The sequence below is a fragment of the Acinetobacter sp. neg1 genome, from assembly GCF_000788125.1.
Lineage (GTDB): Bacteria > Pseudomonadota > Gammaproteobacteria > Pseudomonadales > Moraxellaceae > Acinetobacter > Acinetobacter vivianii.
Window position 1 is genome coordinate 125,363 of sequence record NZ_JSZD01000015.1, and the last position, 24,111, is coordinate 149,473.

Here is a 24,111-nt window from a genome sequence, read left to right on the forward strand (position 1 = left end):
TTAAGACAGGTTAATGATGCAAGTTAAATATTTTATCGGTATTGCCAGTGTATGTACGGCTCTATTTTTAGGTGCGTGTAATGGTGATGGCAATTCAAATTCGACTCAACCTCAAGAGCAAGCGAAATTACAGCCGATCGTGATTCAAGGTGCATTACCTGTCGAATCAAAAAAAATGGCATCAAAATTAGACAATGTGACAGAAGAAGTTATCGGTAAGTGGGTGTTCTGGAAGGGGACCTATAAAGGTTATCCTGTGGTGATTTCCAAGACACGTATGGGCATGAGTAATTCTGCTGCTGCCACTGCACTTGCGATTCAGCATTACAAACCGATTGCGATTATTAATCAGGGCACAGCTGGTGGTCATGATCCAGATTTACATGTGTTTGATATTGTGTTAGGCAAATACACCACCAATATCGGTGCATTTAAAACACCGAATAAGCCAGTTGGCGGTGGTTCAAATGCATTAGAGTGGAATGAAGCTTTTGATGTATTACCCGATGATGAATCTGATCCTGAGCCTATCGCGATCCGTAAATTTGAAGGGGACAAAGAACTCTTGCTTGCTGCTTATAAGGCAAAACCCAATTACACTAAAGGGCAAGTGGTGGAAGGCACGATTGGTTCGGCAGATACATGGAATAACGAGCTTGATCGCATCAAGCAGTTCCATACCGTTTATGGCACTTCGGTAGAAGAAATGGAAGCTGCTTCAGTGGCACAGATCGCACATCAATTCGAAGTACCATTCCTCGGTATTCGTATTTTATCCAATAACATTACGAATAATGGTGCCTATGACCCAGCGACAGGTGAAGCCTGTCAGGAATACGCACTTGATGTGGCTGAGCAATATATGAAAGCCAAAGCAGCAACGAAATAAATATTCTTGTTGAGAGGAAACCATTTAGATGGTTTCTTCTTTTCTCTCTTTCTCACGATTTTTCCAGCTTCGAATCACACTCCAACGCCAGAGTAAGTGTGTCGCTGCATAAAATAAAACTGCAAATAAAATGGCTTCAATCATCAGCCCTGAAACCAGAATCTTGGCTAGGCTAAAATCAATATGCCCATGCCCAAAATTTTTGATCCAGTTTAGAATTTGATGTAAAACCCCCAGCAACATATCTTTATTGATCATATTGACGTGATAAATCTTACTCCCAAACCAGAACCCTAAATAAAGAATCGGTACCACTGTAAAGGGATTGGTTAACCACGCCATACACAATCCAATTGGTAAATTGACCTCAAACCAGAGCACAGTCAGGATAATAAATACGCTATGAAACGGAACAGGTAAAATGCCCCAGAAAGTGCCAATAAACATGGCTTTTGCAATAGAGCGGCGATTTACATACCAAAGCAATGGATTTAAGGTGCGTTCACCAAAAATCTTCATAAATTTTAGACGAGCGACTTTTTCCGAAGAAGGCAGCCACTTATGAAAAAATTTCTTAGGCATAAATCATGGAGAGGTAACAAGAAAGAGAAGGGAATAGCGCATAAAATAACATTAATTGCTTAGCAAAAACTTAAAATTATGTCCTTGTGTATTTGAGGGTGGTTGAGACAATAATCAAGCCGTCTCTAAAATTTGAATCTTAAATATCCAGACTTATCCCCGTGACTGTTGAGTTAGTGCTACTTGTAATTTTAAAAATATAGATAAAATAAAAGCTTATGTGGGGTTTAGTCATAAGTCCTTACAGTTATTTTTTTGCTATAGCTGTGTAATTGGATTAATCTGAAAATCTCTCTTAGTGAGGTCATTCAATGATTTCATGGTTTTTTATTGGTTTAGTGATAACCATTCTGCTGACTCCTGGTCCAACCAATACCTTACTTGCATCTTCAGGGATTCAGGTCGGATTACGTAAATCTTTACTGCTTATTCCAGCGGAAGCTGTCGGTTATATTATTGCCATTACTGCATGGGGAATGCTGATTGGCAAAGTGTCAGCGACTTTACCTTTATTACCCATATTTCTGAAATTATTGAGTGCGGCTTATATCGTTTTTCTTGCAATAAAGTTGTGGCGTACAGCGAATCAGGACGTGGTTTTAAACCAACCGACCATTCGCCCGAAAGAATTGCTTTGTGCAACCTTACTCAATCCTAAGGCTTTATTATTTGCTTCAGCTATTTTCCCCGCTGCTGCATGGAAAAGTCAGGACATTTATATGGCGCACATGAGCACATTTGTCGGGCTTATTCTTCCGATAGCCTTATTCTGGATCTCTGTTGGTGCAATGCTGGCAACCAATAAAGTGAACTGGCTCTCTCAAGCGAAATTACAACGTACCGCATGTATCGTGCTGGTCAGTTTTGCGATCCCGATTAGCTATTCAGCGCTCAGCAATTTATAAAATTCACACCTCTATTGACGCTAAGGCTAGAGGTGTTGTTTTCATTAATACCATTTTAAGTTAAAGTACTCGCCAATTATTAACTTCGTCTTTGGATAAAAAGTCATGGCTATAAAATCTGATCGTTGGATTCGTGAAATGAGCGAAAAACACGGCATGATTGAACCTTATGCGGAAAATCAAGTTCGTTTTGATAAAAACGGTGAAAAGTTGATTTCTTACGGGGTATCGAGCTATGGCTATGATGTCCGTTGTGCACGTGAGTTCAAGGTATTTACCAATGTCCACTCGGCAATTGTAGATCCTAAGAACTTCGATGATAAAAGCTTTATCGATATTGAGTCTGATGTGTGTATCATTCCGCCGAACTCATTCGCGTTAGCGCGTACGATTGAATATTTCCGTATTCCACGTAATGTGTTAACCGTATGTCTGGGTAAATCAACTTATGCACGTTGCGGGATTATTGTAAACGTTACGCCGTTGGAACCAGAGTGGGAAGGTCACGTAACACTGGAATTCTCGAATACAACAAACTTGCCAGCGCGTATTTATGCGGGTGAGGGTGTTGCACAAATGTTGTTCTTTGAAAGTGATGAAGTATGTGAAACTTCATATAAAGATCGTGGTGGTAAATACCAAGGTCAAACTGGTGTGACATTGCCGAAGACCTAAATATTAAAAAACTCACCCAATTGCGGTGAGTTTTTTTTCAGCTAAATACTTTAAAAATATTCAATTTTTTTATCGGTTAAATTGTTCAGATAAATGAACCTAGCATTTTAAAAAAAATAAGATACAATCTAATAAATTTGATTTTTTTTTGTACAGAATCACAGAAAAAATATAGATTTGGAATCTATAGTGATCATATAAATACGCGATAAAAATAAACATGTATGGATGTTTTAAACACGGAGGTCGGTTATGCGACAGTTCAAGTCTCTTCATTTGGCAATGCTCTTGTTAGGCGGCTCTTGCTTAAGTACGGCATATGCAACTTCTACTACAATGAAAAGCATGACGGATAGTGAACTGTCTGCAACGACAGGGCAGGCATTGATGAGCTTGTCCTATATCGCACCTACTGATTTAGCCAATAAAGAAGCACAGCGCGTTGGGGGAGATAAAACCATCGGTTTCTATAAGTTAGGTCTAGAAGCTGAGATGGAACTGAACGTGAATATTAAAAAGCTTCAGTTAGGCTGTGGTGGGGTGAATGGGGCAGGCGGTTGTGATATTGATATTGATTACCTGAGTTTAAGTGGTTTAGGTAATTCTGAAACTTCCAATACCGATAGCGCGGCCGATCGTGCAGCACGTGCTGGCTCATCTGCAGTTCTCACTAACCCATTTATTGAATTTGCAATCAAAAACCCCGATAAAGCTTCAACTCGCCAAATTGTTGGACTGAATTTAAGTGCAGAGAAAGCTTTGGGTTTAATTACCTTTGGCCTAGAAAATGGAGCAGAGAAAACTGGTATTAACTCACTCAGTGGTTATATGGAAATTGCTGCGACAACCGGTCTTGCCAATGTAAACGGGTTTGGCTCCAGTTTAGTGTCTGGGGAAGCGGGAAGAGGGACCTTAAATCAGTCAGATGGCTATAATCCGATTACAGGTAAGGTATGTAGTCTTCCAGCTCTTTGCGTACCTACAATTAACTTTGAAACAACCTCTTATGCGCTCAACCTTAGAGATAAAGCAACGGGGAGTAATATTTTAAAAGGTGATTTAACCTTAGAGCAACAAGCGATTACTGGAAAGCGAATTAGCAGTGCCAATTTAACTGCTACTGCAAAGGTACGTGATATTGACCTAAGTGGGAATATTGTGGCAAAAGCGATCGGGTTAAATCTGGATAGACAGGTAACAGGTACCATCCAGAACTTGCTGGTTGATGTTGCGATTAGTGAAGATTTGGGTTTTTTCCACAAAGCGAATTTAAATGGGACAGCAGCGTCACTTTCGTTACAATCACAGAATATTCAATGGAGTAATAATAAATCTGTTTCACAAAATGGTTGGTGGTTAGAGTTTAGTAATCCAATCGATATTGGTTTTATCCAACCTACCTTGAATGTTGACATTCCTAAAGCCACGCTCAATGAAGCATTTTCACAAGTATCTCAATATTTGACAGATCATCCGATTAATTGTGGAACATTTGGAGTATTAAATTGTCTTTTGGGTGATACGATTCCAACAGGGACTGTGAATTTAATCAATGCAACCCGCCCACAAATGGCGTTGACGAATTTAGAGTTAGCCACTCAAAAATTTACGCCGAACTGTTATGGTACTTTGAAGTTCTGCTAGTTTTATCTTAAAAAATTTAAGCAGCTACGGCTGCTTTTTATTTGTCTATTCATTTATTACTCTAATATTTTACGTGCTGTTTTAAATAAAAACTTATAAAAATGAATGCCCCTTTAATAGACCAAAAATTAAATATTGGAGAGTTTCATCGGAAGTTTCTTATTATTTAACAATATTTTGATTATATTGCGTATGGGGGAGGCAGAATTTTTGATAATTTGCCTATAAGTAAAACTTAGGTTGATGTTTAATTGATCTAAGTTTTAGAAAATAAAGGGATTGTGTGATGAAAAATAGATATTCATCTATATTTTTTCTAGGGGTAATGAGTTGGTGTTGTAATGTGGCCTATGCAGTTCCACATACTTTGAAAAGTATGACCGATAGTGAATTGTCAGCAGCAACAGGCCAAGCATTGATGAGTTTGTCTTATGTCGCACCAACTGATTTGGCAAATCAGGAAGCAAAGCGCGCTGGTGGAGATAAAACCATTGGTTTCTATAAGCTAGGCCTAGAAGCTGAAATGGAACTCAATGTCAATATTAAAAAACTTCAGTTGGGTTGTGGCGGAGTCAATGGCGCTGGCGGTTGTGATATCGATATTGATTATTTGAGTTTGAGTGGTTTAGGCAATTCGGCTACATCCAATACCGATAGTGCGGCTGATCGTGCAGCACGTGCCGGCTCATCTGCCGTTTTAACTAATCCCTTTATTGAATTTGCAATCAAGAACCCTGATAAAGCTTCAACTCGTCAAATTGTTGGGCTGAACTTAAGTGCAGAAAAAGCATTTGGTCTAATTACATTTGGACTGGAAAATGGTGCGGCTAAAAGTGGGATTAACTCACTCAGTGGATATATGCAGATTGCCGCGACAACAGGTCTTGCCAATGTAAATGGATTTGGAACAAGTCTAGTTGCAGGAGAGGCGGCAAAAGGCACATTAAAACAGTCAGATGGATATAATGCTATTTCTGGCGAAGTATGTTGTACATTGTTTGGCATTGGAAATATTCCATTTACAACAACTGCTTATAACTTAAATCTTCGTGATAAATCGAGCGGTAGTAATGTTTTAAAAGGTGATTTAACTTTAAAACAGCAAGAAATTACAGGAAAACGTATAACTAGTGCGAATTTAACGGCAACTGCTGCAGTTAGAGATATTGCTTTAACTGGAACTATTGATGCAGTTGCTAGAGCATTAGGCTTTGTTGATGTTCCATTAAACAATAAGAATGTAACTGGGGTGATTCAAAATTTAATGGTTGATGTGGCGATTAGTGAGGACTTAGGTTATTTCCATAAAGCGAATCTAAACGGCACAGCAGCGTCACTTTCTTTACAGTCTCAAAATATTCAATGGACGAAGAATACATCTATTTCTCAAAATGGCTGGTGGCTTGAATTTACCAATCCAATCGATATCGGATTTATTCAACCTACTTTTAATGTTGATATTCCTAAAGAAACTCTCAATGAAGCATTTAGACAAGTGAGTAACTATTTAAAAACGGATAAAGGGCGAATTCAATGTGGTAATAATCTTGCAGGAGATTGCTTATTTGGAGGTGATATTCCTGTTGGTACAGTTGATTTAATCAATGCAACCCGCCCACAAATGGCTTTAACTAATTTAGAATTAGCCACCCAAAAATTTACGCCGAACTGCTATGGTACTTTGAAGTTCTGTTAGTTTAATTCGAAAAATAACTCAAGCAGCTTCGGCTGCTTTTCATCTATACACTCATCGGAAAAATGTAACATTTAGCCAGTTTGTTTTGCATTTGTGTAATTATTCGGCATAATAAATTGTGATGAGATAGACATGATTCGTCTATAGCTTGAGTGATGCTAGGAAGCAGTTTTTAAATCACTCAGAAGGATGAAAGAAAAAATATAACGTAGGTGCGGAGCATCGGGTATTTAGGAAGGTCAAGATGGCTATACTCCATATGGATTCATTTCAAAAGACTGTTTTAGCAAGTTTTATTGGACTATGTATCAGTCAATCTGCTTTTGCATTACAAGAACTCTCCGATGAAGGTTTAAGCCAAACGACGGGTGAAGGCATCGCGCTACTCCCACAAAATACATATATGATTTTTCAGGGTGAAAAAAATACCACAACAGGCACAGATTTACTTAATCGCCAATTAGATACGGGTTATATTAACTATGTTCCAGTCGGGCCTTTATCCCTTGCAGCAACAGATACAAATAAAAGTGGTGGTGTAGATGCGGGGGACCGCGCAGTAGGTAAAGCCGATTTATTTCTATACGGATTGGCGCTTTCTGCCTCAAATGCAGGTCGTTCAAACAATAATAATGAACGCGTAGGTTTAAATACTGCCGGAAATGCGATTAATGCAATTAGTAGCTGGGGATCGGCAAGTAATCCATGGATCTTAAAAGTTCAGTCGCAAGCCAATGTTCCTACTTTTACGCCAGATGGCAGTACACCGAATACCGATACAGGGCAAGTCACCTACATGGCTTTAGAAGCACCTTTGTATGAATATTATAATGATAATGCAACAGGTACGGGTGCTCCTACTGTGATTAAAACTGGGGCGGATCCTGTTGGTGCAAATGCTTATAACTTAAAACTTGGCTTATGGGCGGATGCCTTTGTTCGCAATCCCAATAAAGCTGATGGTGCCGCGGACCAGTTCCAGTATGGAAATAATGCTGGTTTAGTCGGCACGAGTATTGATCCTACTCGTGCGAATCGTCTGCGTTTGCAAGGGATATGGAATGGTTTTAGTTTAAATGGTAGTAATGTAAAAATATTCCAGACGCTTAATGGTGCAGGAAGCACGGGAGGCTTAAGCCCTTTTTATAACAACACATTAGGTTTATCTGGTATTTTTCGTTTCAATAGTGGGGATGGTGCTAATTTAAAAGCAGGCATGACGATTAATACGCCTACTTCTACAAAAACAGATACCTTGCCTACGCTGAATGCCGGCGAAACTTGTACCGCTTGCGGGTCAGGTACAGACATCTGGACACCTCGTTATAGCCCAGGACAAACCAGTAACCCTGGTGGAACAGGAGTGACGGAGTATCGTATCCGTAGTCAGACGACTAAAATAACATCAACGGGTAACTGGACTGCACCAACAGGCCTAAATGATCGTGTACTCCGTTTAAGTACTCGAGAAACAACAGATACCGCGAATTTATCGACACCTGCTATTCAAGGTGGCAATGCACCTAGTTTTGATGCAAATGAAGGGATTTTTATTTATAACCTAAATACCAATCTGGTGTTGGGTAATTTATATCAGCCTGTGATTTTGGGTTCAGATGGTAAGAACTTCAGTCTGGAAGTTGCACGTATTCCGAATAAAGAAAGTATTTATAAGCAAATCTATACCGATTACACAGGTGCAGATACAAGTTATAAAGGGTCTACCTGTAACGTTTATCAATGTGGTAGCAATATCAGCTTGGGTGGAAAAACTTATCAGGGTTCAAATGCTACACACAGTAGTATTGGCATTGGTACTGTCTATAGTAATGACGGTGGTAAAACACTTCAGGCATTTAAAGGAAATAGTACACAGGATGCAGTTGGTATTTCTTTTGGGTCTTTAAACTCAGGCACAGTATCAAAAGATCAGTATTTCTATCAGTTACAAAATCAACAACGGACGAGTGTTGGTTGTTCAGGATTATTCTGTAGTGGTTATCGTTGGCAATATCGCACCAGCGGTGGTACAGCTACAGGAAGTAATGGTGATTACGGCCTGCGATTTGATTCAACCAGCGGCGTAAACTGGGTCAACATTGATAGTACATCACTTTATGATCCATCGGTTTTAAATACTGGTTATACACGGCAAGATGCAGGGAATAATAATCAAAAATTTGTGGTGCCAACTACTGGAGCATTGCCAGATGCACGTATTGTAGATGGGCGTTGGTATTCAACCACACCAAATGCGGATATTAATACTTATAAATTAAATACTGCTTCGCCAATCAATAATATGGGCTCGGCTGTGATTGATGGTGTCTTGATTCAGCATCTTAAAATTACGACAACTGGACTATAAAAGGAGTAATACGATGAAAAAAATCACAACTTTACTTCTTGTATTAGCCACAACGTTAACGCATGCCGAATTACAAAGTCTGGATAATGAAGCTTTACAGGCTGTTGAAGGTCAGGCAGGGGCGGATTTATCTCTCAAATTATCATTGAACCAGATTTATAACAGTACCACTGGAAAATATGAGTTTGATAATGGTCTGGGTGGTGTGTGTGAAAACTTGGCCTTTTGTCATCTTGGGATTTCGGTCAATAAACGTTTTGTCCGAAATGGTAATCAGCCTGTTAGTGATCCGACACAAGCTAATCCAGCGAATAAAGTCTGGTTGGTCTTTAAAGGAATACAAGGAACCATTGATCTGCAAAAGTTAGGTCTGGATGGTGTCGACCTGATTTATAACGATGATGGCGGAGCTGCAAGAACTAAACCAGCAATGCAATTAAGCTTTGACCCAACCAAGCCGATTTTGATCCGTAATTTTGGTTTTAATGCCCTTGCCATCGAGCAAGATGATTTTACCAGTTACTATGATAGTAATGGAAAACTGGTCGAAGGGAATAATCCGACTACACCGCCAGCAAATGGCTATGGCTATTTAAAAGCACCGACATACGCTGCAGATCATCCTTCCGTGTATGACCGTAATAAAGAAACGGGATTTATGGGGTTAAAAATGAATGGTAATTTGGCGATTCAAGGAAATGTAATGATGTTTTCTTGCGATGCAAGCCATCCACGTTGCTAACCGGATATAAATTTCAAAGGATTGAAGCGATGAAAAAAAATAATGAAAATGCTAGGAATATAAGTTTTGCACTCAATACTTTAGCTGCAAGTATATTTTTTATTAGTCATTCTGCTTATGCCTTACAAGCGTTGGATGATAGTGCCTTACGTAGTGTAAATGGACAAGATGGTGTTCATATTGAAACCACCTATGACAAGATCCATGTAGATCAGTTTTTTTGGCAGGATGATGCAGGACGAGGAAGTTCTGATGCAGCGGGCACGACCTTAAAAGCAGTCGCTAATAATTTTAACATTCAGCAAAATGCGTTAGGTAATCCGCTTGGGACAACCTATAAGCTGAATACTGGTAGCAATGGCAATAAAACGGGCCTAGACATAGAGCTATCCTCAAATCCGTCTCTTATAACGATTGATTCATTTCAGATTTGTGACACCAATAGATGTAGTAGTGATATTGGTAATTTAGCCATTCAAACAACATCACCGCTGGACTTGAAGTTTAAAACGACGGACGGACTGTTTAGTAAAAGTAGTCAGGCTTCGTTAGAGTTAGGCCTTAAAAATGCCAATATTTATTTGGGGCAGACTTCAAATAATGAGTTGAATCAACTAGTTCTGAAAAATCTGAATTTTAACTTCTTGGGTAAAGGCGTGATGTTTGTCGATTCTGTTGAAGGAATCAAGCTACAAACCAATAATGCATTACTTACTGGCAATGCAGCGAATGCTTCATTGACCCAAACACCGACGAATGATTATGGTTATGTCGATTTTACGCGTGTTAAAGATACTGGCAATGTTACAGCTGGAACATACGCAGATAGTGGGGTAGCGACCAATGCTGGATTAAATTTAGAGTTTTTATTGAATAAAAAAGCAAATCCAGCTTCTCCTTATACGCTGGATGCAACCAATACGCCGTTAAATCAGCAAGCCAGTCCTGATAATAAGGCTAAAGGCTTAATTCGTGTCGGAGCCAATGGTCGTATGATTAATGGTTCTCTACAGTTACGTGGTATTAATGCAAGTAATGCAGCGAATCCTGCTTATGGAAGCAGCTATGGCAATCCTGAGGGAACCAATATTCTCGGCAGCACCACTGACGGAAATGCCATTATGGGGAAAACGGGTGTTGCATTCCGTATGAAGGCTGAATTTACTAAAGATAATGACTCCATGTTGGGGAGTGACGGAAAGGCGACAACGTTAGAAATTGGCGGTGCAGGATTAAATACCTATGGTTTTGAATTCGGTAATTTAACGGGTTTACAGTTAGGTAGCCGAGGCTCATTTGATACAGGGAATGTATATATCAATCTGGTTGATGCCCGTTCGGTATTTCTACCAGCAAACTATGTTTTCCAGACTTCTAAATTTGGTAATGGTAGTTTCTTAACCCGAGATGTGGACTATACGCAAAGTCTTCATACCCAAACAGGTACCACAAATCCTTATAGTCTGCTTGTGGCAATTCGGGGCGCAGAGTTTCAGGCAATTTCTCGACGTGGGCGTTTCACCAACAGTGCAACCAGTAACCCTGAAAGTGGATATGCACCAATTACCAATCACACGGATAATAACTGGGGCTTAGCATTACCTTTTTATAACTTGAATGCCAATATGGCAATGTATGGTACTAAGGTGAATGCCAATGAGGCTTTCTATTTTGATAAAAATGGTGTGAAACATAGTGTTGGAAGCACTGGTGAAACGCCAAGATTGGGTTTTTCATTGGGTATGAGTACCACAGGCGTAGATCGTGATAGCAACTACAAGGCTTTGGGAAATAAAACCACTTCTATTCTGGTAATTGATGGCGCTCGAAACTATTACATGGGATTACGTAATATTGATATGTTATTAAAAGGAACGGGAAGTCTCGGTCTCGAAAATGGCAGTTTTAACGCGACACTCAAAGATATGCTCATCGTGATGGCAGCAGAAGTCGCTGCGGGTTACTTACCAGGTGCGACTTATACTGGTGGCGTTTCACCCAATAATAACTTTGCATTGAGTAATGATGTTTTATTTGGTTTAAAACTTCGTATCGGCGGAGATATGAATCTGTCTCTTATTCCAAATAACGAATATAAAGCGGATGGCACAGGCAATGCCTTGAATATTGTCGGTGATCTTAAATTAAATGCAGCAAGCAATAACACGATTCAAATTAGTGATCCTGTGGATGGTTCAACTTTAGGCCTAGATAATATTCAGGGTGATGTTGCATTTAACAATGCCATTAAGATCAGTCGAGATAGTTCAGGAGAAGGGGTAGCCAGCTTTAATGCTGGGCTAACGTTTAACCCGAATCGTACCACTGACGGTGTCTTTAGAACTCGAGATATTAACCTTTATGGCCCGAGTGGAGGTGCTCAGCGTTTAGGTGAAATGGCAATTACTGGTGGACGCTTAACCAGCCAATTTTCAATTATGCCTCGAAACTAAGGCATTTGATGGTGTAACAGTAGATGCTTCCACTTATCTGTCTAACGATAAAGTGATTGTGCGGTGAGTGGGTTATGTTAAGCTGTAGTATATATTTTAAACATTTGTCTATGGATGAGGACAATGAATAAAAACAAGAAACTAGCGTGTTTGTCATTATTATTGTTAAGTCCATTAACAATGGCGATGCAGCCGATGGATGATCAGAGTCTTTCAGCAATGACTGGACAAGACGGTTTGACCATTGGTGTACAGTCCAATGTCCAGTTCAATCAAATGGCAATCATTGATAATGATGGTCTGCCAAGTGGTGGCTATACGGGTCGTGCAGGTCTGGTGATTGCTGGTGTAGCAGGACAAGCTGTTGCAGCGCCTGTAAAAGTATCGGGATTAAATGGCAGTACCGAGACCACTTTCGGCTTGAAAGCAACCATTGATACAGATAAGGGGAATGCTGCTGCAAAGGGCGCTTTTGCGAATATTGGTTTGACTTTCGATAATAGTATTACAGGACTTCGAATCTCACCTTTCTCTATTTATACCGCCGGATCAAATTCGCTTTCTAATTTAAATGGAAGTAGCTATACACGTAATTCCATTTTTACGGCAGGGACTTTACTTAAAAGTGATGTTAAAGAACTGTTGCGTGTAGGTGGCATCGATATCGTTTTTGCATCAAATAAACCAAGTATGAATATCCAGCTGGGCGCGGCACCACAAGGGCATATGATTATGTTTGATGGCGCAATTGAGTCCATCTGTGGTTCAGGGAATGGTTGTAATATTATGCTGGTTTCTGATTATACAACCTCTGGAAATGCAGCAACGACCGCTGTTGGTGCAAGTTTTAACTTTAAATTGACAGGACATAATGGTAGTCCTTTTGGGCTTAAAGGTTTCTATGCTGGCGTATATGGTACAGAGGGAGCTGATAAGGGCGGGATTATTTTTGGCAATGCAGGTACAACAGACAAGTTTGATTTACAGTTGAATAATGTCCTGTTGGGCTCAAATGCAGCCCAACAGTCAGGTGTCTTTAATAATTTACCAAATGCTTCGATTGGAAATATTGGTATGACAGGGGCTTCCGTAACGAATTTAAAAATGAAAGTGAGTGGAATGTAATCTTGAATTGATTTTGGGTTTTCCAAAGCGGCTTAGGCCGCTTTTTTTAATTTAAAATCGAATTTCAGCCTTAGCTTTGCTTTAAGTACTGAAGGATGTCTTCGAGCTGTTTGATCTTCTTCACCTGTCCCCAGAGTTGCTGGGCTTCAGGATACGCCTTGGTCATCATACCGAGCCATTGCTTGTAACGTCCAACCATGCCAATCTCGGTCTTGTATTGTCCGCTTAGGAAGCGTAGCTGCAGGTCAACCAATTCAGGCCAAGACAGCATCGCCTGATCCATATTTTGACGAATACATAAGGTTAAATCTGGTGTAGTCACCGCACCCCGACCAATCATTAAATCCTGACAATGAGATTGCTCTAGACAGGCTTTGGCATGGGCATTGTTCCAGATTTCACCATTGGCAATAACATTGATTTTTAATGCTTCGGTAATCGGTTGGATCTTTTCCCAATAGGCGGGTGGGGTATAACCATCTGCTTTGGTGCGTGCATGTACGGTGAGCCAGCTCGCACCTGCATCTTCAATGGCATGGGCATTATCCAAAGTGTGATTTTCATCAAGATAGCCCAAACGCATTTTTGCTGAAACTGGAATATGTGCAGGTACAGCATCACGAACGGCTTTGACTAAGAGATGTACGGTTTCTGGTTCATCCAGTAACACAGAACCCCCACGATGGCGGTTTACTGTTTTGGCAGGACAACCAAAATTCAGGTCAATCGCAGGCGCACCCAGTTCAACCACTTTGGCTGCATTGGCAGCGAGCATCTCAGGATTGTTGCCCAGAAATTGCACATGTACAGGCGTGCCAGCTGCGGTTTTACCGCCATTTTTCAGTTCTGGACAAAAGCTATAGTAGATATGATCTGGCTGAATGCTATCGGTAATACGGATAAACTCGGTCACGCACCAATCAAAACTGCCAACATGGGTGAGCACATCACGCATGATTGGATCAGTAAGACCTTCCATCGGAGCGAGTACAAGTTTCACGATTTTTACCTAGTTAAGCGAAAACAGCGTTATACGCATTTTCAGATAGGCTGTCTAGTTTTTATTAGCGTAGAAAAGCTTAACGTCCTAATATCATTTCTAAAACAAATTTACTGCCCATAAAGCCTATTGCTAGCAAGACAAAACCAGTAATGGTGAAACGAATTGCTTTGCGTCCACGCCAGCCAAACTTGTAATGTCCGATCAATAATGCGCCGTATAAGAACCATGAAATGATACTAAATGCAGTTTTATGTGCGAGATGTTGGGCAAAAAAGTTATCAATGGTAAAGAAGCCGAACAATAATGCGGCTGTAAGCAGGCCAAATCCAGTAATAATCAAGTCAAATAATAATGACTCCATGACCTGAAATGGTGGAAGCAAATTCACCCAGATACGACGTTTTTGTTTCTTTTTTAGTTCCCGATCCTGAAACCAGAGCAGAACAGCATGAATGGTTGCCATGAGCAGCACAGCATAAGCAGACAGGGACAAAATGATATGTAAGTCCAGACCAAAACTATGTTGTTCAATAATTTGATTTGGCTGACTAAAAGCGAAGCCGAGAATTAAACCAAAAGCGGCTACAGGTGTTCCAATCAGGTTCAATGGCAGGATTGGGCGAATCAAGCTTAGGATCAGACTGAGTGCCAACATGAGTCCAGAAGTGAAGGACATCAGGTTGAATACATCATAATTCACCCCAATAGATGTCAGCATGTCTTGGGAAAGGACAGTCGCGTGCAGCACCAGTCCTAAACCGACCATCAAGCCATAACACCAAAGATTTGGAGTACGTTTTGACATTAAACGAATAAACAAATACCAGAATGAACTGGTATAGGCGATAAGTGCCAAAATTGTGTAAACCAAGGGGAGACTGATCATGTCAAACCTTTTTTAGGAGGATGAATAATATTCACCATATAAGATATAAATTCGCTTCGAACTACAGTATCCTATAGCATCTTATGCATAAATTTTCTATTTTAAGAAAGATTTTTTTGCAACTAGCCATTTAAAGCGGATTTCGCAATGTTTGATACCTTAACAGAACGACTCACACAGAGTTTAAGAAATGTTACTGGCTCAGGGCAGCTGACCGAAGACAATATTAAAGATACCCTACGTGAAGTACGTATGGCACTTCTTGAAGCCGATGTGGCGTTACCTGTAACTCGTGAATTTATCGCGAAGGTTAAGGAAGAAGCGCTCGGTCAAGAAGTCATGACTCAGCTTTCTCCTGGTCAGGCATTTGTAAAGATTGTCTATGATGAACTCACCAAGATGATGGGTGAGGCAAATGAAACATTAGATTTAAGTGCAAAACCACCAGTTGTTGTGCTTCTTGCCGGTTTGCAAGGTGCAGGTAAAACCACGACTGCTGCAAAATTGGCACGTTTCTTAAAAGAACGCCAAAAGAAAAAAGTAATGACGGTGTCTGCCGACGTTTATCGTCCAGCAGCGATCAAGCAGTTAGAAACAGTATCGAATGAAGTCGGTGTTGGCTTTATTCCATCTGAAGCATCTGAAAAGCCGATTGATATTGTGAATCGTGCGATTGAGCAGGCGAAAATCCAGTTTGCTGATGTTCTGATTGTCGATACAGCAGGTCGTTTACATGTCGATGAAGACATGATGGACGAGATCAAAGAATTACATGCGGCGGTGAAACCAACCGAGACCTTATTCGTTGTTGATGCAATGACGGGTCAGGATGCTGCCAATACTGCAAAAGCATTTAATGATGCTTTAGCTTTAACCGGTGTGATTCTGACTAAAACGGATGGTGATGCACGTGGTGGTGCAGCACTTTCAGTTCGTGCCATTACTGGTAAGCCAATCAAGTTCTTGGGTATTGGTGAAAAACTGGATGCACTTGAGCCATTCCATCCGGATCGTGTTGCACAACGTATCTTAGGTATGGGTGACGTCCTTTCTTTAGTCGAAGAAGTTGAACGCAAAATCGACAAAGAAAAAGCCGAGAAAATGGCGAAAAAACTGCAAAAAGGCGGCAACTTCAACTTTGAAGATATGCTGATGCAGTTTGAGCAAATGAGTAAAATGGGTGGCATGATGGGCTTCCTAGACAAATTACCAGGCATGAGCAATGCGGGTATTCAGGACGCGATTGAAAAAGCCAATCCTGAAAAGCAAGTAAAGCGTATGGAAGCCATCATTCAGTCAATGACGATCAAAGAGCGTCGTAATCCTGATCTGATTAACCCTAGTCGTAAAAAGCGTATTGCTGCCGGTTGTGGTATGGACGTTGCTGAAGTGAATAAACTGATCAAGCAACAGGCACAAATGGCGAAAATGATGAAGAAATTTGCGAATCCATCAGGTATGAGCAAAATGTTAAAATCATTGGGCAATATGCAAAAACAATTTGGTGGCGGTGGTGGTATGGGCCCTTTATTTGGTAGTAATGACCAGAAAAAGTAAGTTCTATCGACTTCCTGAAAAGGCGCGTAATGCGCCTTTTTCTATGCCTATATTTTGAGTGGTATTGTATAAAATTGATACAAAATATTAATATTAAGAATAATTAAAAAAGCGCAATATAGATTTCTAAGTTTATGTTTTTATTGAAAAATAGTGTTAAATATGTCACATAATTCAAAAAATAGCGTATTTATTCTGCATTGTGAAAATTCCGATCCCGATCAGCATTGGTATGGCTGGTTAGAACAACAACTGAAAAGCGATGAGCTTAGGGTTGAGCGTGTATTTCTTGCAGATGCCAGTCATCCAGAAGCAGAGATTTGGCAAACTTGTCTGGAAGCGCAATTAAAAGGGCTGAATGAGCGAAGTATCGTGGTGGCACATGGGCTTTCTTGTGTGGCGCTCTCACGATTTTTGGCTCAGAAATTGAAGCAAATGACCATCAAAGCGGGAATTTTTATTGCTGGTTTTAATGACCCGATTGCTCAACATCCAGAATTTAATGCCTTTATTCAAAATGCCCAGTTTGAGAGCGGCATTCTGAGAGCCAATATTCAGCGACGTCTGGTATTCTTTTCCAGCAACGATCCGATAATTCCTGTGCCATTGATGTTTAAATTTTCAAACTTGCTCAATGCCCAGCTGATTGAGGTTGCTCAGGCTGGACATTTTCGTGCAGAAGATGGCTTTAAGGAATTTCCACAGTTATTGCAGGCACTTCAAACCTTACTCAAGGCTGAATTTAGCTGAACATAGTGTTTTAAACCTTGTAGCAATAAATCCGATTCAACTTGAGGTTGATAATGACTGAGGAATTTAGCAAATAAAGCGGCGTCACCACCTGTTAAGATCAACTTTTTCGGGGATTGCTGCATGATTTGATCAATGGTACTGATCAGACCGAGCAATATACCGTGATGGACTGCATCGACCGTGTTATGACCCGGTTTTAAATTATCAAAGGCAGAGTCTGGAATTTTGATCCCTTTGGTATTCTGAATCAGAGAATCCCGTTGCAGATAGAGATTTGGCAGAATATAACCGCCGAGATGCTGCAATCCTTCAACCAGATCGATGGTCAGGGCCGTCCCGCAACCAATCACACAAAAGTTTTCAGCTGGCTTTGCCATTGCCAAGACTTGCAACCAGCGGTCAATCCCGAGCTGGCTTGGTACATCATAACCACATTTCAGACCAGCATACTCTGCATGAACTTTGGCAAAGATAATCGGAATATCCAGTATATTGAGAATCATCTGGATACGCTGATTATTCTCTGAATCGAGTACGGAAGAAATACCGACCTGCGTCAGGTTCTGATGACGAAAATGCTGGATTAAACCCAGTAATAAATCTGCAGGAGATTGCAGGTGTAACTCGGCTGCGTGCTCAAGCACCTGATCATTCTGTGTAATCCAGTATTTTAAACGGGTATTTCCAATATCAAGCCATAAACTTTTCATGAGCTCTTCCTATTCTCAAACTGAAGCGAGACGTAAGCGACCTTGATAGAATTGCTGGATTTGATCGGTCTTGATCAATACCGCGCCTTCATTGGAGATACCTTGGAACAGTCCCTGAACTTTGCCTTTGGTATGCTCAAATTCCACGTGCTGATTGAGCCAAATCGCGTGGTGGTTAAAACGTTCTGCCAGATTATAACTGCCATGTTCAAACCATTGAGCAGCTTGTTGGATTGCCGTATAGAGTTCAGCAATTAACCCGATTCGGTCGATTGGATCTAAACCGAGCATTTGTAATGAGGTAATTTGCTGGTCAGCATTTTCCACAGGTGGCGTGGTTAAGTTGATGCCCACCCCAATAATGGCTTGATGAGTCGAAAGCGGTTCTACCAGGATGCCTCCCCATTTCCCTTGAGGGCTATATAAATCGTTGGGCCATTTCACTTGTAGTTGAAGACCGTGTAAGCTCGGCATCTGTAGAATATTTAACGCAATTTCCAATGCCAGACGACCGTCTAGTGCTGTCTTGGTCTGGATCAGTGTGCTTAAATAAATGTTTCCTTCAGGAGAGGACCATGGTCGTTGATGTTGACCTCGACCTTGTGTTTGCTGCGCACTGCAAACCAGTCCTGTCGTAATGCCTTTTTCTGCAATTTCACGCATATCATCATTGGTTGATGTCGTGGTGGTCTTGAGTAAAACCACTTCGGGAAACTGATTTTTTGCGTTCAATAATTGTTGAAGCTGGCGGGTTGCGAAATCATCCATCATTTTTACAAGTAGCGTGGTCATTTGTTTATGGAGTTAATCATATATTTGCTGATTGGTGCAATTGCCGGATTTGCTGCGGGGCTATTTGGCGTAGGCGGTGGCTTAATTATTGTGCCGATTTTATATATTGTCTTCACGCAAATGAATTATGACCCGAATGTCATTATGCATATTGCAGTGGGTACGTCGTTAGCAACCATTATCGTGACTTCAATCAGTTCGGTAACGGCGCATCATAAGAAAGGTGCAGTGCTCTGGCCTGTGTTCCGTAATCTTGCACCGGGATTGGTGCTAGGCTCATTTTTGGGCGCTGGTATTGCCGACTTGATGTCAGGACAACATTTGCAACTGGTGATCGGTGTATTTGCAGTCTGGATGGCCTATAAGATGTTTAAAGGGGCCAATGCCGTGGTTGATCCAAATCGACACTTGCCATCTGCACCGTTACAACTGGCTGCAGGTGGTGGCATTGGGGTGGCATCGGCGATTTTTGGTATCGGTGGTGGTAGCTTGACCGTTCCTTATCTGAATCGTCATGGTGTGGTGATGCAAAAAGCAGTGGCGACTTCGGCAGCGTGTGGATTGCCGATCGCTGTGGCAGGTGCATTGGGCTTTATGTGGTTTGGTGCGAAAGAACAGATTGAAGTACCGAATACCATTGGCTATGTCCATGTTTATGCTTTTTTGGGCATTAGTGTCATGAGCTTTATCACCGCGAAATTCGGTGCCAAGGTTGCTCATCTGTTATCGCCAGCCATGTTGAAAAAATGCTTTGCAGGCTTGCTGGTGGTGGTTGGGTGTTATTTCATCTACAAAGGGCTGATGTAGATATTAATTTGTTTCGTTAGTCATGAACTTCAAGAATGGATGAAGATGCTTATGTGCGTATTCATCCATGATTAAATTGCGATTGATTTAATATAAATAATATTTTTTGTGATTTATTCCATAAAGTTATTTTCCGATCAGATGGATGGTTGGCGACTCATGGAAAATATAAATATTTGATAATAAAAATAGAAAAAATGATTTTTTCATCTATTTTGAGAATGGATAGGTGCTTTTTCAGGACGATTGGCTTAAAAAGCAATAAAATTGTCAGACAATGATATAGAATTTATAGGGTGAGATCAGTTAAAACAAAAAAGCGTAAATAGCATTGGACAATGCGTATAACAAAGATAGCGAGGCGCTCATGAATCTCGAAGAGGCTGATAGTCTTTCTGAACAGATTGCAAAATATATTAGTGAACAAATTATTAGCGGTGAGCTGGTTGAAGGCGAACGTATTCAAGAGTTGCGCATTGCGAAAGAATTAGATGTCAGTCGCGGTTCTGTCCGTGAAGCATTGTTATTACTGGAACGTACCTATTTAATTGAGATTTTTCCACGACGTGGTGCGATTGTATCTGAAATGTCGGCGCAACAGGTTAAAGCGCTATTTGATACCAATGTGATGGTTCTGGGGCATATCGTGCAACGCATTAGTGAAACTTGGCGTGTCAATGAAGCTGAGCATTTACAAGCTTTACTGGATCAATTGGTGGAGTTCGTCAGGGCTGGGGACATTGAAAAATTTTACGATGCAATCTTTAAATATTTAGCTGAACAACATGAAATGGTGGCAAATCCATACCTCATGCAATTTTATAAAGAACTGTTGCCTTCATTGCGCCGTAGCTATTTTCTTACCTTGAATACCTCACGTCGGGAGTTACAAGAGTCATTTACGCTGTTTAAGCTGGTGATTGATGCTATTTTGATCCGAAAATCACAACAAGCTGCTTTATTTATGGAAGATTTTTGTCGACACTTGCGTAACCTTGTGTTGGAATCTCTGACACGTATGAAACAGATTGAATTGGCCTGGGCTAGACGCTCACGCCGCTAGTTAGGGCAGTATGCGTTTAAGTAGTTTAAAACTTTCAGGCTTTAAATCTTTCGCCGATAGTACAACATTAAATTTTAAGGCGAACCGAACTGCGGTTGTGGGGCCGAACGGTTGCGGTAAATCCAATGTCATTGATGCGATTCGCTGGGTTATGGGCGAGTCCAACGCACGTCAATTGCGTGGCGGCAGTATGCAGGATGTCATCTTTACAGGGACAGCCAAGCGTAAACCTGTCGGTGTTGCCAGTGTTGAGCTTCGTTTTGACAATACCTATGGCAAATTGGGTGGGGCGTATAACGCCTATAATGAGCTGGCCGTCCGTCGTCAGGTGACGCGCGAAGGGAAGTCGGAGTATTTCCTGAATGGTACGCGTTGTCGCCGTCGTGATATTACCGATATTTTCTTGGGCACAGGTTTAGGGCCGCGCTCTTATGCGGTGATTGAACAGGGCATGATTAACCGTCTGGTGGATGCCAAGCCTGAAGAAATGCGGGTCTTTATTGAAGAAGCCGCTGGAGTATCGCGTTATCAGGCACGTCGTCGCGAGACTTTACAGCACTTAGAACATACTGAACAAAATCTGGCACGTTTAGATGACATTGCCGCGGAACTAAAATCACAGCTGAGAAGCTTGAAGCGTCAATCTGAAGCTGCGATTCAATACAAAACCTTAGAAGGTCAGATCCGTACTTTAAAAATTGAGATTCTGTCTTTCCAAGCCAATCAAAGCCAAAAATTACAACAAGAATATACCGTTGAAATGACGGCATTGGGCGAACAATTTAAATTGGTTCGTTCTGAATCACAGACGATTGAACATGATCTGGAAGCGACCAGTGCTTTATTTCAGCGCTTAATTCAGCAGTCTTCGCCATTGCAACAGGAGTGGCAGCAGGCAGAGAAAAAACTGGCTGAGTTGAAAATGACATTGGAACAAAAGCAGAGCCTATTCCAGCAGAATAGCAGTAGTCTGGTACAGCTTGAACAGCAGAAAGTACAGACCAAAGAACGTTTACAGTTGTCTGAACTCCAGATCGAAACTTTATCTGCCCAGTTTGATGAGCAAAATGAAACATTGCTGGCATTAGAACAGCAAACACAAACGGCCGAACAAAACGTGAGTGATGTTCAGGCCCAGCAAAAACAAGCACAACAGCAGTTTGAACAGCTCAAAGCACAGGTCGATAAGCAACAACAGCAAAAGTTGCAGATGGCCGCGCAAATTGAGCAGCTTGCCAAAAATGTGTTGCGAATCGAACAGCAAAAGCAAACGCTACAATCGCAAAGTGGTCAGATCCGAGCGCAGGTTCAAGATGAAGAACAGGCACAACTGGAACAATTGCAGCAACAACTTCATCAAGAGATCGTTGAGCTGGAAGCCGCTATTGAAGAACTACAGCAAAATTTACAGGCGCAACAAGAACAACAACAGCTGGATAAGGCGGATGTGCAGACGCTTAAAACCGAAATACAAGTTTTACTGGCTGAACAAAAGAATTTGAATCAACTGGTAGCGAAACAAAGTCCAAAGCATCAGCAGAATACGCTTCGCTTGATGCAAAGCCTACGTTTAACCGCGCAAGGTAAAAGCCATGCCAGTATCATTGAAAAGTTCTTAGCCAAATGGTTACAAGCGCATTTACTGGATGATGAGCAGTCATTCCAAGAAGGCGTGGCTCGACAATTAAAGTCAGCGACGCAACAAGGTATTCAAATTCAACATTTAACCTGTCTAAGCGACTGGATTGAAGCCCCACGGTCTTCATTATGGGCAAATGTTGCTGTAGCTGAGAATCTGGCAATCGCTTTAGCGCATCAAGCAGAACTCCAGCAGACACAGTCGATTTTAACGCTGGATGGTTATCATGTTGGCGCAGATTGGGTGATTGGTCTGCATTACGATGAAGATAGCCAAAGTGCGCAAGGTATGTTGAGCCATCAAGTGCGTTTAGAGGAAATTGAGCTGCAACTTGCGGAGAAACAACCTAAGCTGCTTGAGTTGGAACAGCAATTTTCTCAACAGCAGCACACCTTGCAACAGCAACAACAACAGTTACAGCAACAGCAGCAAAGTCTGAAACAAAAACAGAAAGAGCTGCAACAGTTAGATGTGCAAATTGCCAAATTGCAAAGTACAGCGCAGGCTTTTGTATTGCAGCAACAGCAATTGGCAGATCAACTCAAACAGCTGGATCTACAGCTTGAAGAAGATGCGATGCAGCGTGATGATCTGGAAATTGATTTACATGCGCTTGCACTCAAATTAGAAGCGGTATTGCCGAATTATAAAACCTTGCAGTTTCAGGTAGAAAACCTGAATGAACAATTGGACGAGCAACAACAACAGTTGCTTCAGCAGCAACAGCAACGTGAAAGTCTACGTCGCCAAACATCTCAGGCCAATCAGCAAATTGAGCTGTTAGAGAAAGATATTTCATTCTTAAAAACGCAGTATCATCAAATTATTGAACAAATTGAACAGGCAAAGAAATTTGTTGATCCGATTCAACTGGAATTGCCAAATTTAGAGTCACAATTTCAGGAACAATTTCATCAAACTGAAAAATTGCAAAAAAACTGGAATGAATGGCAACTTGAACTGAATCAGATTCAAGAGAAACAGCAGCAGTTGACTGAACAGCGTCATCAAGCCCAGCAAAAAGATGAGCAGGTACGTGAACAGTTAGAGCAAAAGCGTTTGGCTTGGCAGGCAGCCAAATCGGATCGTGAACATTATCTGGAACAACTGAAAGAGTTAAATGCAGAAGCTTTATCTGATCTGTCGATTGAAATTAAAGATCATCAACAGAAACTGGAAAAAGCGCAGCAGCAATTCGAAAAAATTGGTGCGGTCAATCTGGCAGCTTCACAGGAATATGAGGAAGTATCACAGCGTTTTGATGAACTCAGTCATCAGATGCAGGATTTGCAGAATACGGTTGATCAACTGAAAGATGCCATGAAAAGTATTGATCAGGAAACCCGTAAGCTATTCATGACCACTTTTGATCAGGTCAATCAAGAGATGCAAGTCCTTTTCCCTAAAGTCTTTAATGGCGGGGAAGCGAGCTTAAGTCTTGAAGATGACTGGCAATCTGGTGTGAAATTGATGGCGCGTCCACCAGGTAAACGAAACAGTTCATTGGCTCTCTTATCGGGCGGTGAAAAAACCTTGACCGCATTGGCGCTGGTGTTTGCGATCTTTAGATTAAACCCTGCACCATTCTGTGTTTTGGATGAAGTTGATGCGCCTTTGGATGATGCCAACGTTCAGCGGTATTGTAATTTGGTAAAAGAGCTTTCTGAACAGGTGCAATTCATTTACATTACACATAATAAATTGGCGATGACAATGGCAACTGACTTACTGGGAGTGACCATGCCAGAGCCAGGCACATCAAAATTAGTGACTGTCGATTTAGAGCAGGCAAAAGAATACGGGTTAGTTGCGGAGTCATAGT

19 protein-coding genes are annotated in these 24,111 nt (G+C 41.2%); 14 read left to right on the top strand and 5 right to left on the bottom strand.

Annotation, left to right across the window (positions count from 1 at the left end):
• The first annotated feature begins 13 nt into the window (after positions 1-13).
• On the top strand, positions 14-889 hold the full coding sequence (locus tag PJ15_RS11575; protein WP_171248593.1) for a 5'-methylthioadenosine/S-adenosylhomocysteine nucleosidase: 876 nt from the start codon (positions 14-16) through the stop codon (positions 887-889).
• Positions 890-913: 24 nt separating this feature from the next.
• On the opposite strand, the gene PJ15_RS11580 is transcribed toward PJ15_RS11575, so the two are convergent.
• Entirely contained in the window at positions 914-1,471 is a 558-nt protein-coding gene (locus tag PJ15_RS11580) for a DUF2062 domain-containing protein (protein WP_047430943.1), read from the bottom strand.
• A 311-nt stretch (positions 1,472-1,782) separates the two neighbouring features.
• On the opposite strand from PJ15_RS11580, the gene PJ15_RS11585 reads away from it, so the two are divergent.
• The 8 genes from PJ15_RS11585 to PJ15_RS11620 all read left to right on the top strand — a co-directional run bounded on the left by PJ15_RS11585 (position 1,783) and on the right by PJ15_RS11620 (position 13,079).
• Positions 1,783-2,376, top strand: a complete 594-nt coding sequence (locus PJ15_RS11585; RefSeq protein WP_005256212.1) for a LysE family translocator — start codon at positions 1,783-1,785, stop codon at positions 2,374-2,376.
• A gap of 105 nt (positions 2,377-2,481) precedes the next feature.
• Positions 2,482-3,051 (top strand): dCTP deaminase, encoded by a 570-nt coding sequence (dcd, locus tag PJ15_RS11590; protein WP_002120290.1) that lies wholly within the window; start codon positions 2,482-2,484, stop codon positions 3,049-3,051.
• A gap of 252 nt (positions 3,052-3,303) precedes the next feature.
• The gene (locus PJ15_RS11595) at positions 3,304-4,695 is read left to right on the top strand and encodes a hypothetical protein (protein WP_047430948.1); all 1,392 of its coding nucleotides are present in this window, start codon (positions 3,304-3,306) and stop codon (positions 4,693-4,695) included.
• A 286-nt stretch (positions 4,696-4,981) separates the two neighbouring features.
• The gene (locus tag PJ15_RS11600) at positions 4,982-6,391 is read left to right on the top strand and encodes a hypothetical protein (protein ID WP_047430951.1); all 1,410 of its coding nucleotides are present in this window, start codon (positions 4,982-4,984) and stop codon (positions 6,389-6,391) included.
• Positions 6,392-6,635: 244 nt separating this feature from the next.
• Positions 6,636-8,759, top strand: a complete 2,124-nt coding sequence (locus tag PJ15_RS11605) for a hypothetical protein (RefSeq protein ID WP_047430954.1) — start codon at positions 6,636-6,638, stop codon at positions 8,757-8,759.
• A gap of 13 nt (positions 8,760-8,772) precedes the next feature.
• Positions 8,773-9,501 carry a DUF6160 family protein gene (locus PJ15_RS11610; protein ID WP_047430956.1) on the top strand — a complete coding sequence of 243 codons (729 nt, stop codon included), beginning with the start codon at positions 8,773-8,775 and terminating at the stop codon, positions 9,499-9,501.
• 29 nt (positions 9,502-9,530) lie between these two features.
• Positions 9,531-11,954 (top strand): DUF6160 family protein, encoded by a 2,424-nt coding sequence (locus PJ15_RS11615; protein ID WP_047430959.1) that lies wholly within the window; start codon positions 9,531-9,533, stop codon positions 11,952-11,954.
• A gap of 123 nt (positions 11,955-12,077) precedes the next feature.
• Positions 12,078-13,079 carry a DUF6160 family protein gene (locus PJ15_RS11620; protein WP_047430961.1) on the top strand — a complete coding sequence of 334 codons (1,002 nt, stop codon included), beginning with the start codon at positions 12,078-12,080 and terminating at the stop codon, positions 13,077-13,079.
• Positions 13,080-13,149: 70 nt separating this feature from the next.
• Here the strand turns inward: PJ15_RS11620 and PJ15_RS11625 are convergent, their stop codons facing one another.
• On the bottom strand, positions 13,150-14,079 hold the full coding sequence (locus PJ15_RS11625) for a tRNA dihydrouridine synthase (protein WP_047430964.1): 930 nt from the start codon (positions 14,077-14,079) through the stop codon (positions 13,150-13,152).
• 79 nt (positions 14,080-14,158) lie between these two features.
• Positions 14,159-14,968 carry an inner membrane protein YpjD gene (locus PJ15_RS11630; protein WP_005256228.1) on the bottom strand — a complete coding sequence of 270 codons (810 nt, stop codon included), beginning with the start codon at positions 14,966-14,968 and terminating at the stop codon, positions 14,159-14,161.
• A 147-nt stretch (positions 14,969-15,115) separates the two neighbouring features.
• Between PJ15_RS11630 and ffh the strand changes: the two genes are divergently transcribed.
• Both ffh and PJ15_RS11640 read left to right on the top strand, forming a co-directional pair.
• On the top strand, positions 15,116-16,525 hold the full coding sequence (gene ffh / locus PJ15_RS11635; protein ID WP_004770827.1) for a signal recognition particle protein: 1,410 nt from the start codon (positions 15,116-15,118) through the stop codon (positions 16,523-16,525).
• A gap of 162 nt (positions 16,526-16,687) precedes the next feature.
• A complete protein-coding gene (locus tag PJ15_RS11640; protein ID WP_047430967.1) occupies positions 16,688-17,275 on the top strand; it encodes an RBBP9/YdeN family alpha/beta hydrolase in 588 nt (195 codons plus the stop codon).
• Here the strand turns inward: PJ15_RS11640 and PJ15_RS11645 are convergent.
• Both PJ15_RS11645 and PJ15_RS11650 read right to left on the bottom strand, forming a co-directional pair.
• A complete protein-coding gene (locus tag PJ15_RS11645) occupies positions 17,245-17,988 on the bottom strand; it encodes a pantothenate kinase (RefSeq protein WP_047430970.1) in 744 nt (247 codons plus the stop codon). The two genes, PJ15_RS11640 and PJ15_RS11645, sit on opposite strands and share 31 nt — an antisense overlap.
• A gap of 15 nt (positions 17,989-18,003) precedes the next feature.
• Positions 18,004-18,780, bottom strand: coding sequence for a biotin--[acetyl-CoA-carboxylase] ligase (locus PJ15_RS11650; RefSeq protein ID WP_047430973.1), 777 nt, complete (start codon positions 18,778-18,780; stop codon positions 18,004-18,006).
• A gap of 6 nt (positions 18,781-18,786) precedes the next feature.
• On the opposite strand from PJ15_RS11650, the gene PJ15_RS11655 reads away from it, so the two are divergent.
• From PJ15_RS11655 to smc, 3 genes are all read left to right on the top strand, one after another.
• Entirely contained in the window at positions 18,787-19,587 is an 801-nt protein-coding gene (locus tag PJ15_RS11655) for a sulfite exporter TauE/SafE family protein (RefSeq protein ID WP_047430975.1), read from the top strand.
• A gap of 367 nt (positions 19,588-19,954) precedes the next feature.
• Positions 19,955-20,650 carry a GntR family transcriptional regulator gene (locus tag PJ15_RS11660; RefSeq protein ID WP_004770835.1) on the top strand — a complete coding sequence of 232 codons (696 nt, stop codon included), beginning with the start codon at positions 19,955-19,957 and terminating at the stop codon, positions 20,648-20,650.
• Between the two features lie 10 nt (positions 20,651-20,660).
• Positions 20,661-24,110 (top strand): chromosome segregation protein SMC, encoded by a 3,450-nt coding sequence (gene smc, locus PJ15_RS11665; protein WP_047430978.1) that lies wholly within the window; start codon positions 20,661-20,663, stop codon positions 24,108-24,110.
• Position 24,111: the final 1 nt, after the last annotated feature.

Bases quoted from the DNA above. Each gene is read 5' to 3' on its own strand.
- PJ15_RS11655 (WP_047430975.1), top strand. From the start codon at position 18,787: ATGGAGTTAATCATATATTTGCTGATTGGTGCAATTGCCGGATTTGCT.
- ffh (WP_004770827.1), top strand. From the start codon at position 15,116: ATGTTTGATACCTTAACAGAACGACTCACACAGAGTTTAAGAAATGTT.
- smc (WP_047430978.1), top strand. From the start codon at position 20,661: ATGCGTTTAAGTAGTTTAAAACTTTCAGGCTTTAAATCTTTCGCCGAT.
- PJ15_RS11600 (WP_047430951.1), top strand. From the start codon at position 4,982: ATGAAAAATAGATATTCATCTATATTTTTTCTAGGGGTAATGAGTTGG.
- PJ15_RS11605 (WP_047430954.1), top strand. From the start codon at position 6,636: ATGGCTATACTCCATATGGATTCATTTCAAAAGACTGTTTTAGCAAGT.
- PJ15_RS11640 (WP_047430967.1), top strand. From the start codon at position 16,688: ATGTCACATAATTCAAAAAATAGCGTATTTATTCTGCATTGTGAAAAT.
- PJ15_RS11630 (WP_005256228.1), bottom strand. From the start codon at position 14,968: ATGATCAGTCTCCCCTTGGTTTACACAATTTTGGCACTTATCGCCTAT.
- PJ15_RS11660 (WP_004770835.1), top strand. From the start codon at position 19,955: ATGAATCTCGAAGAGGCTGATAGTCTTTCTGAACAGATTGCAAAATAT.
- PJ15_RS11645 (WP_047430970.1), bottom strand. From the start codon at position 17,988: ATGAAAAGTTTATGGCTTGATATTGGAAATACCCGTTTAAAATACTGG.
- PJ15_RS11610 (WP_047430956.1), top strand. From the start codon at position 8,773: ATGAAAAAAATCACAACTTTACTTCTTGTATTAGCCACAACGTTAACG.
- PJ15_RS11650 (WP_047430973.1), bottom strand. From the start codon at position 18,780: ATGACCACGCTACTTGTAAAAATGATGGATGATTTCGCAACCCGCCAG.
- PJ15_RS11575 (WP_171248593.1), top strand. From the start codon at position 14: ATGATGCAAGTTAAATATTTTATCGGTATTGCCAGTGTATGTACGGCT.
- PJ15_RS11580 (WP_047430943.1), bottom strand. From the start codon at position 1,471: ATGCCTAAGAAATTTTTTCATAAGTGGCTGCCTTCTTCGGAAAAAGTC.
- PJ15_RS11595 (WP_047430948.1), top strand. From the start codon at position 3,304: ATGCGACAGTTCAAGTCTCTTCATTTGGCAATGCTCTTGTTAGGCGGC.
- PJ15_RS11615 (WP_047430959.1), top strand. From the start codon at position 9,531: ATGAAAAAAAATAATGAAAATGCTAGGAATATAAGTTTTGCACTCAAT.
- dcd (WP_002120290.1), top strand. From the start codon at position 2,482: ATGGCTATAAAATCTGATCGTTGGATTCGTGAAATGAGCGAAAAACAC.
- PJ15_RS11585 (WP_005256212.1), top strand. From the start codon at position 1,783: ATGATTTCATGGTTTTTTATTGGTTTAGTGATAACCATTCTGCTGACT.
- PJ15_RS11620 (WP_047430961.1), top strand. From the start codon at position 12,078: ATGAATAAAAACAAGAAACTAGCGTGTTTGTCATTATTATTGTTAAGT.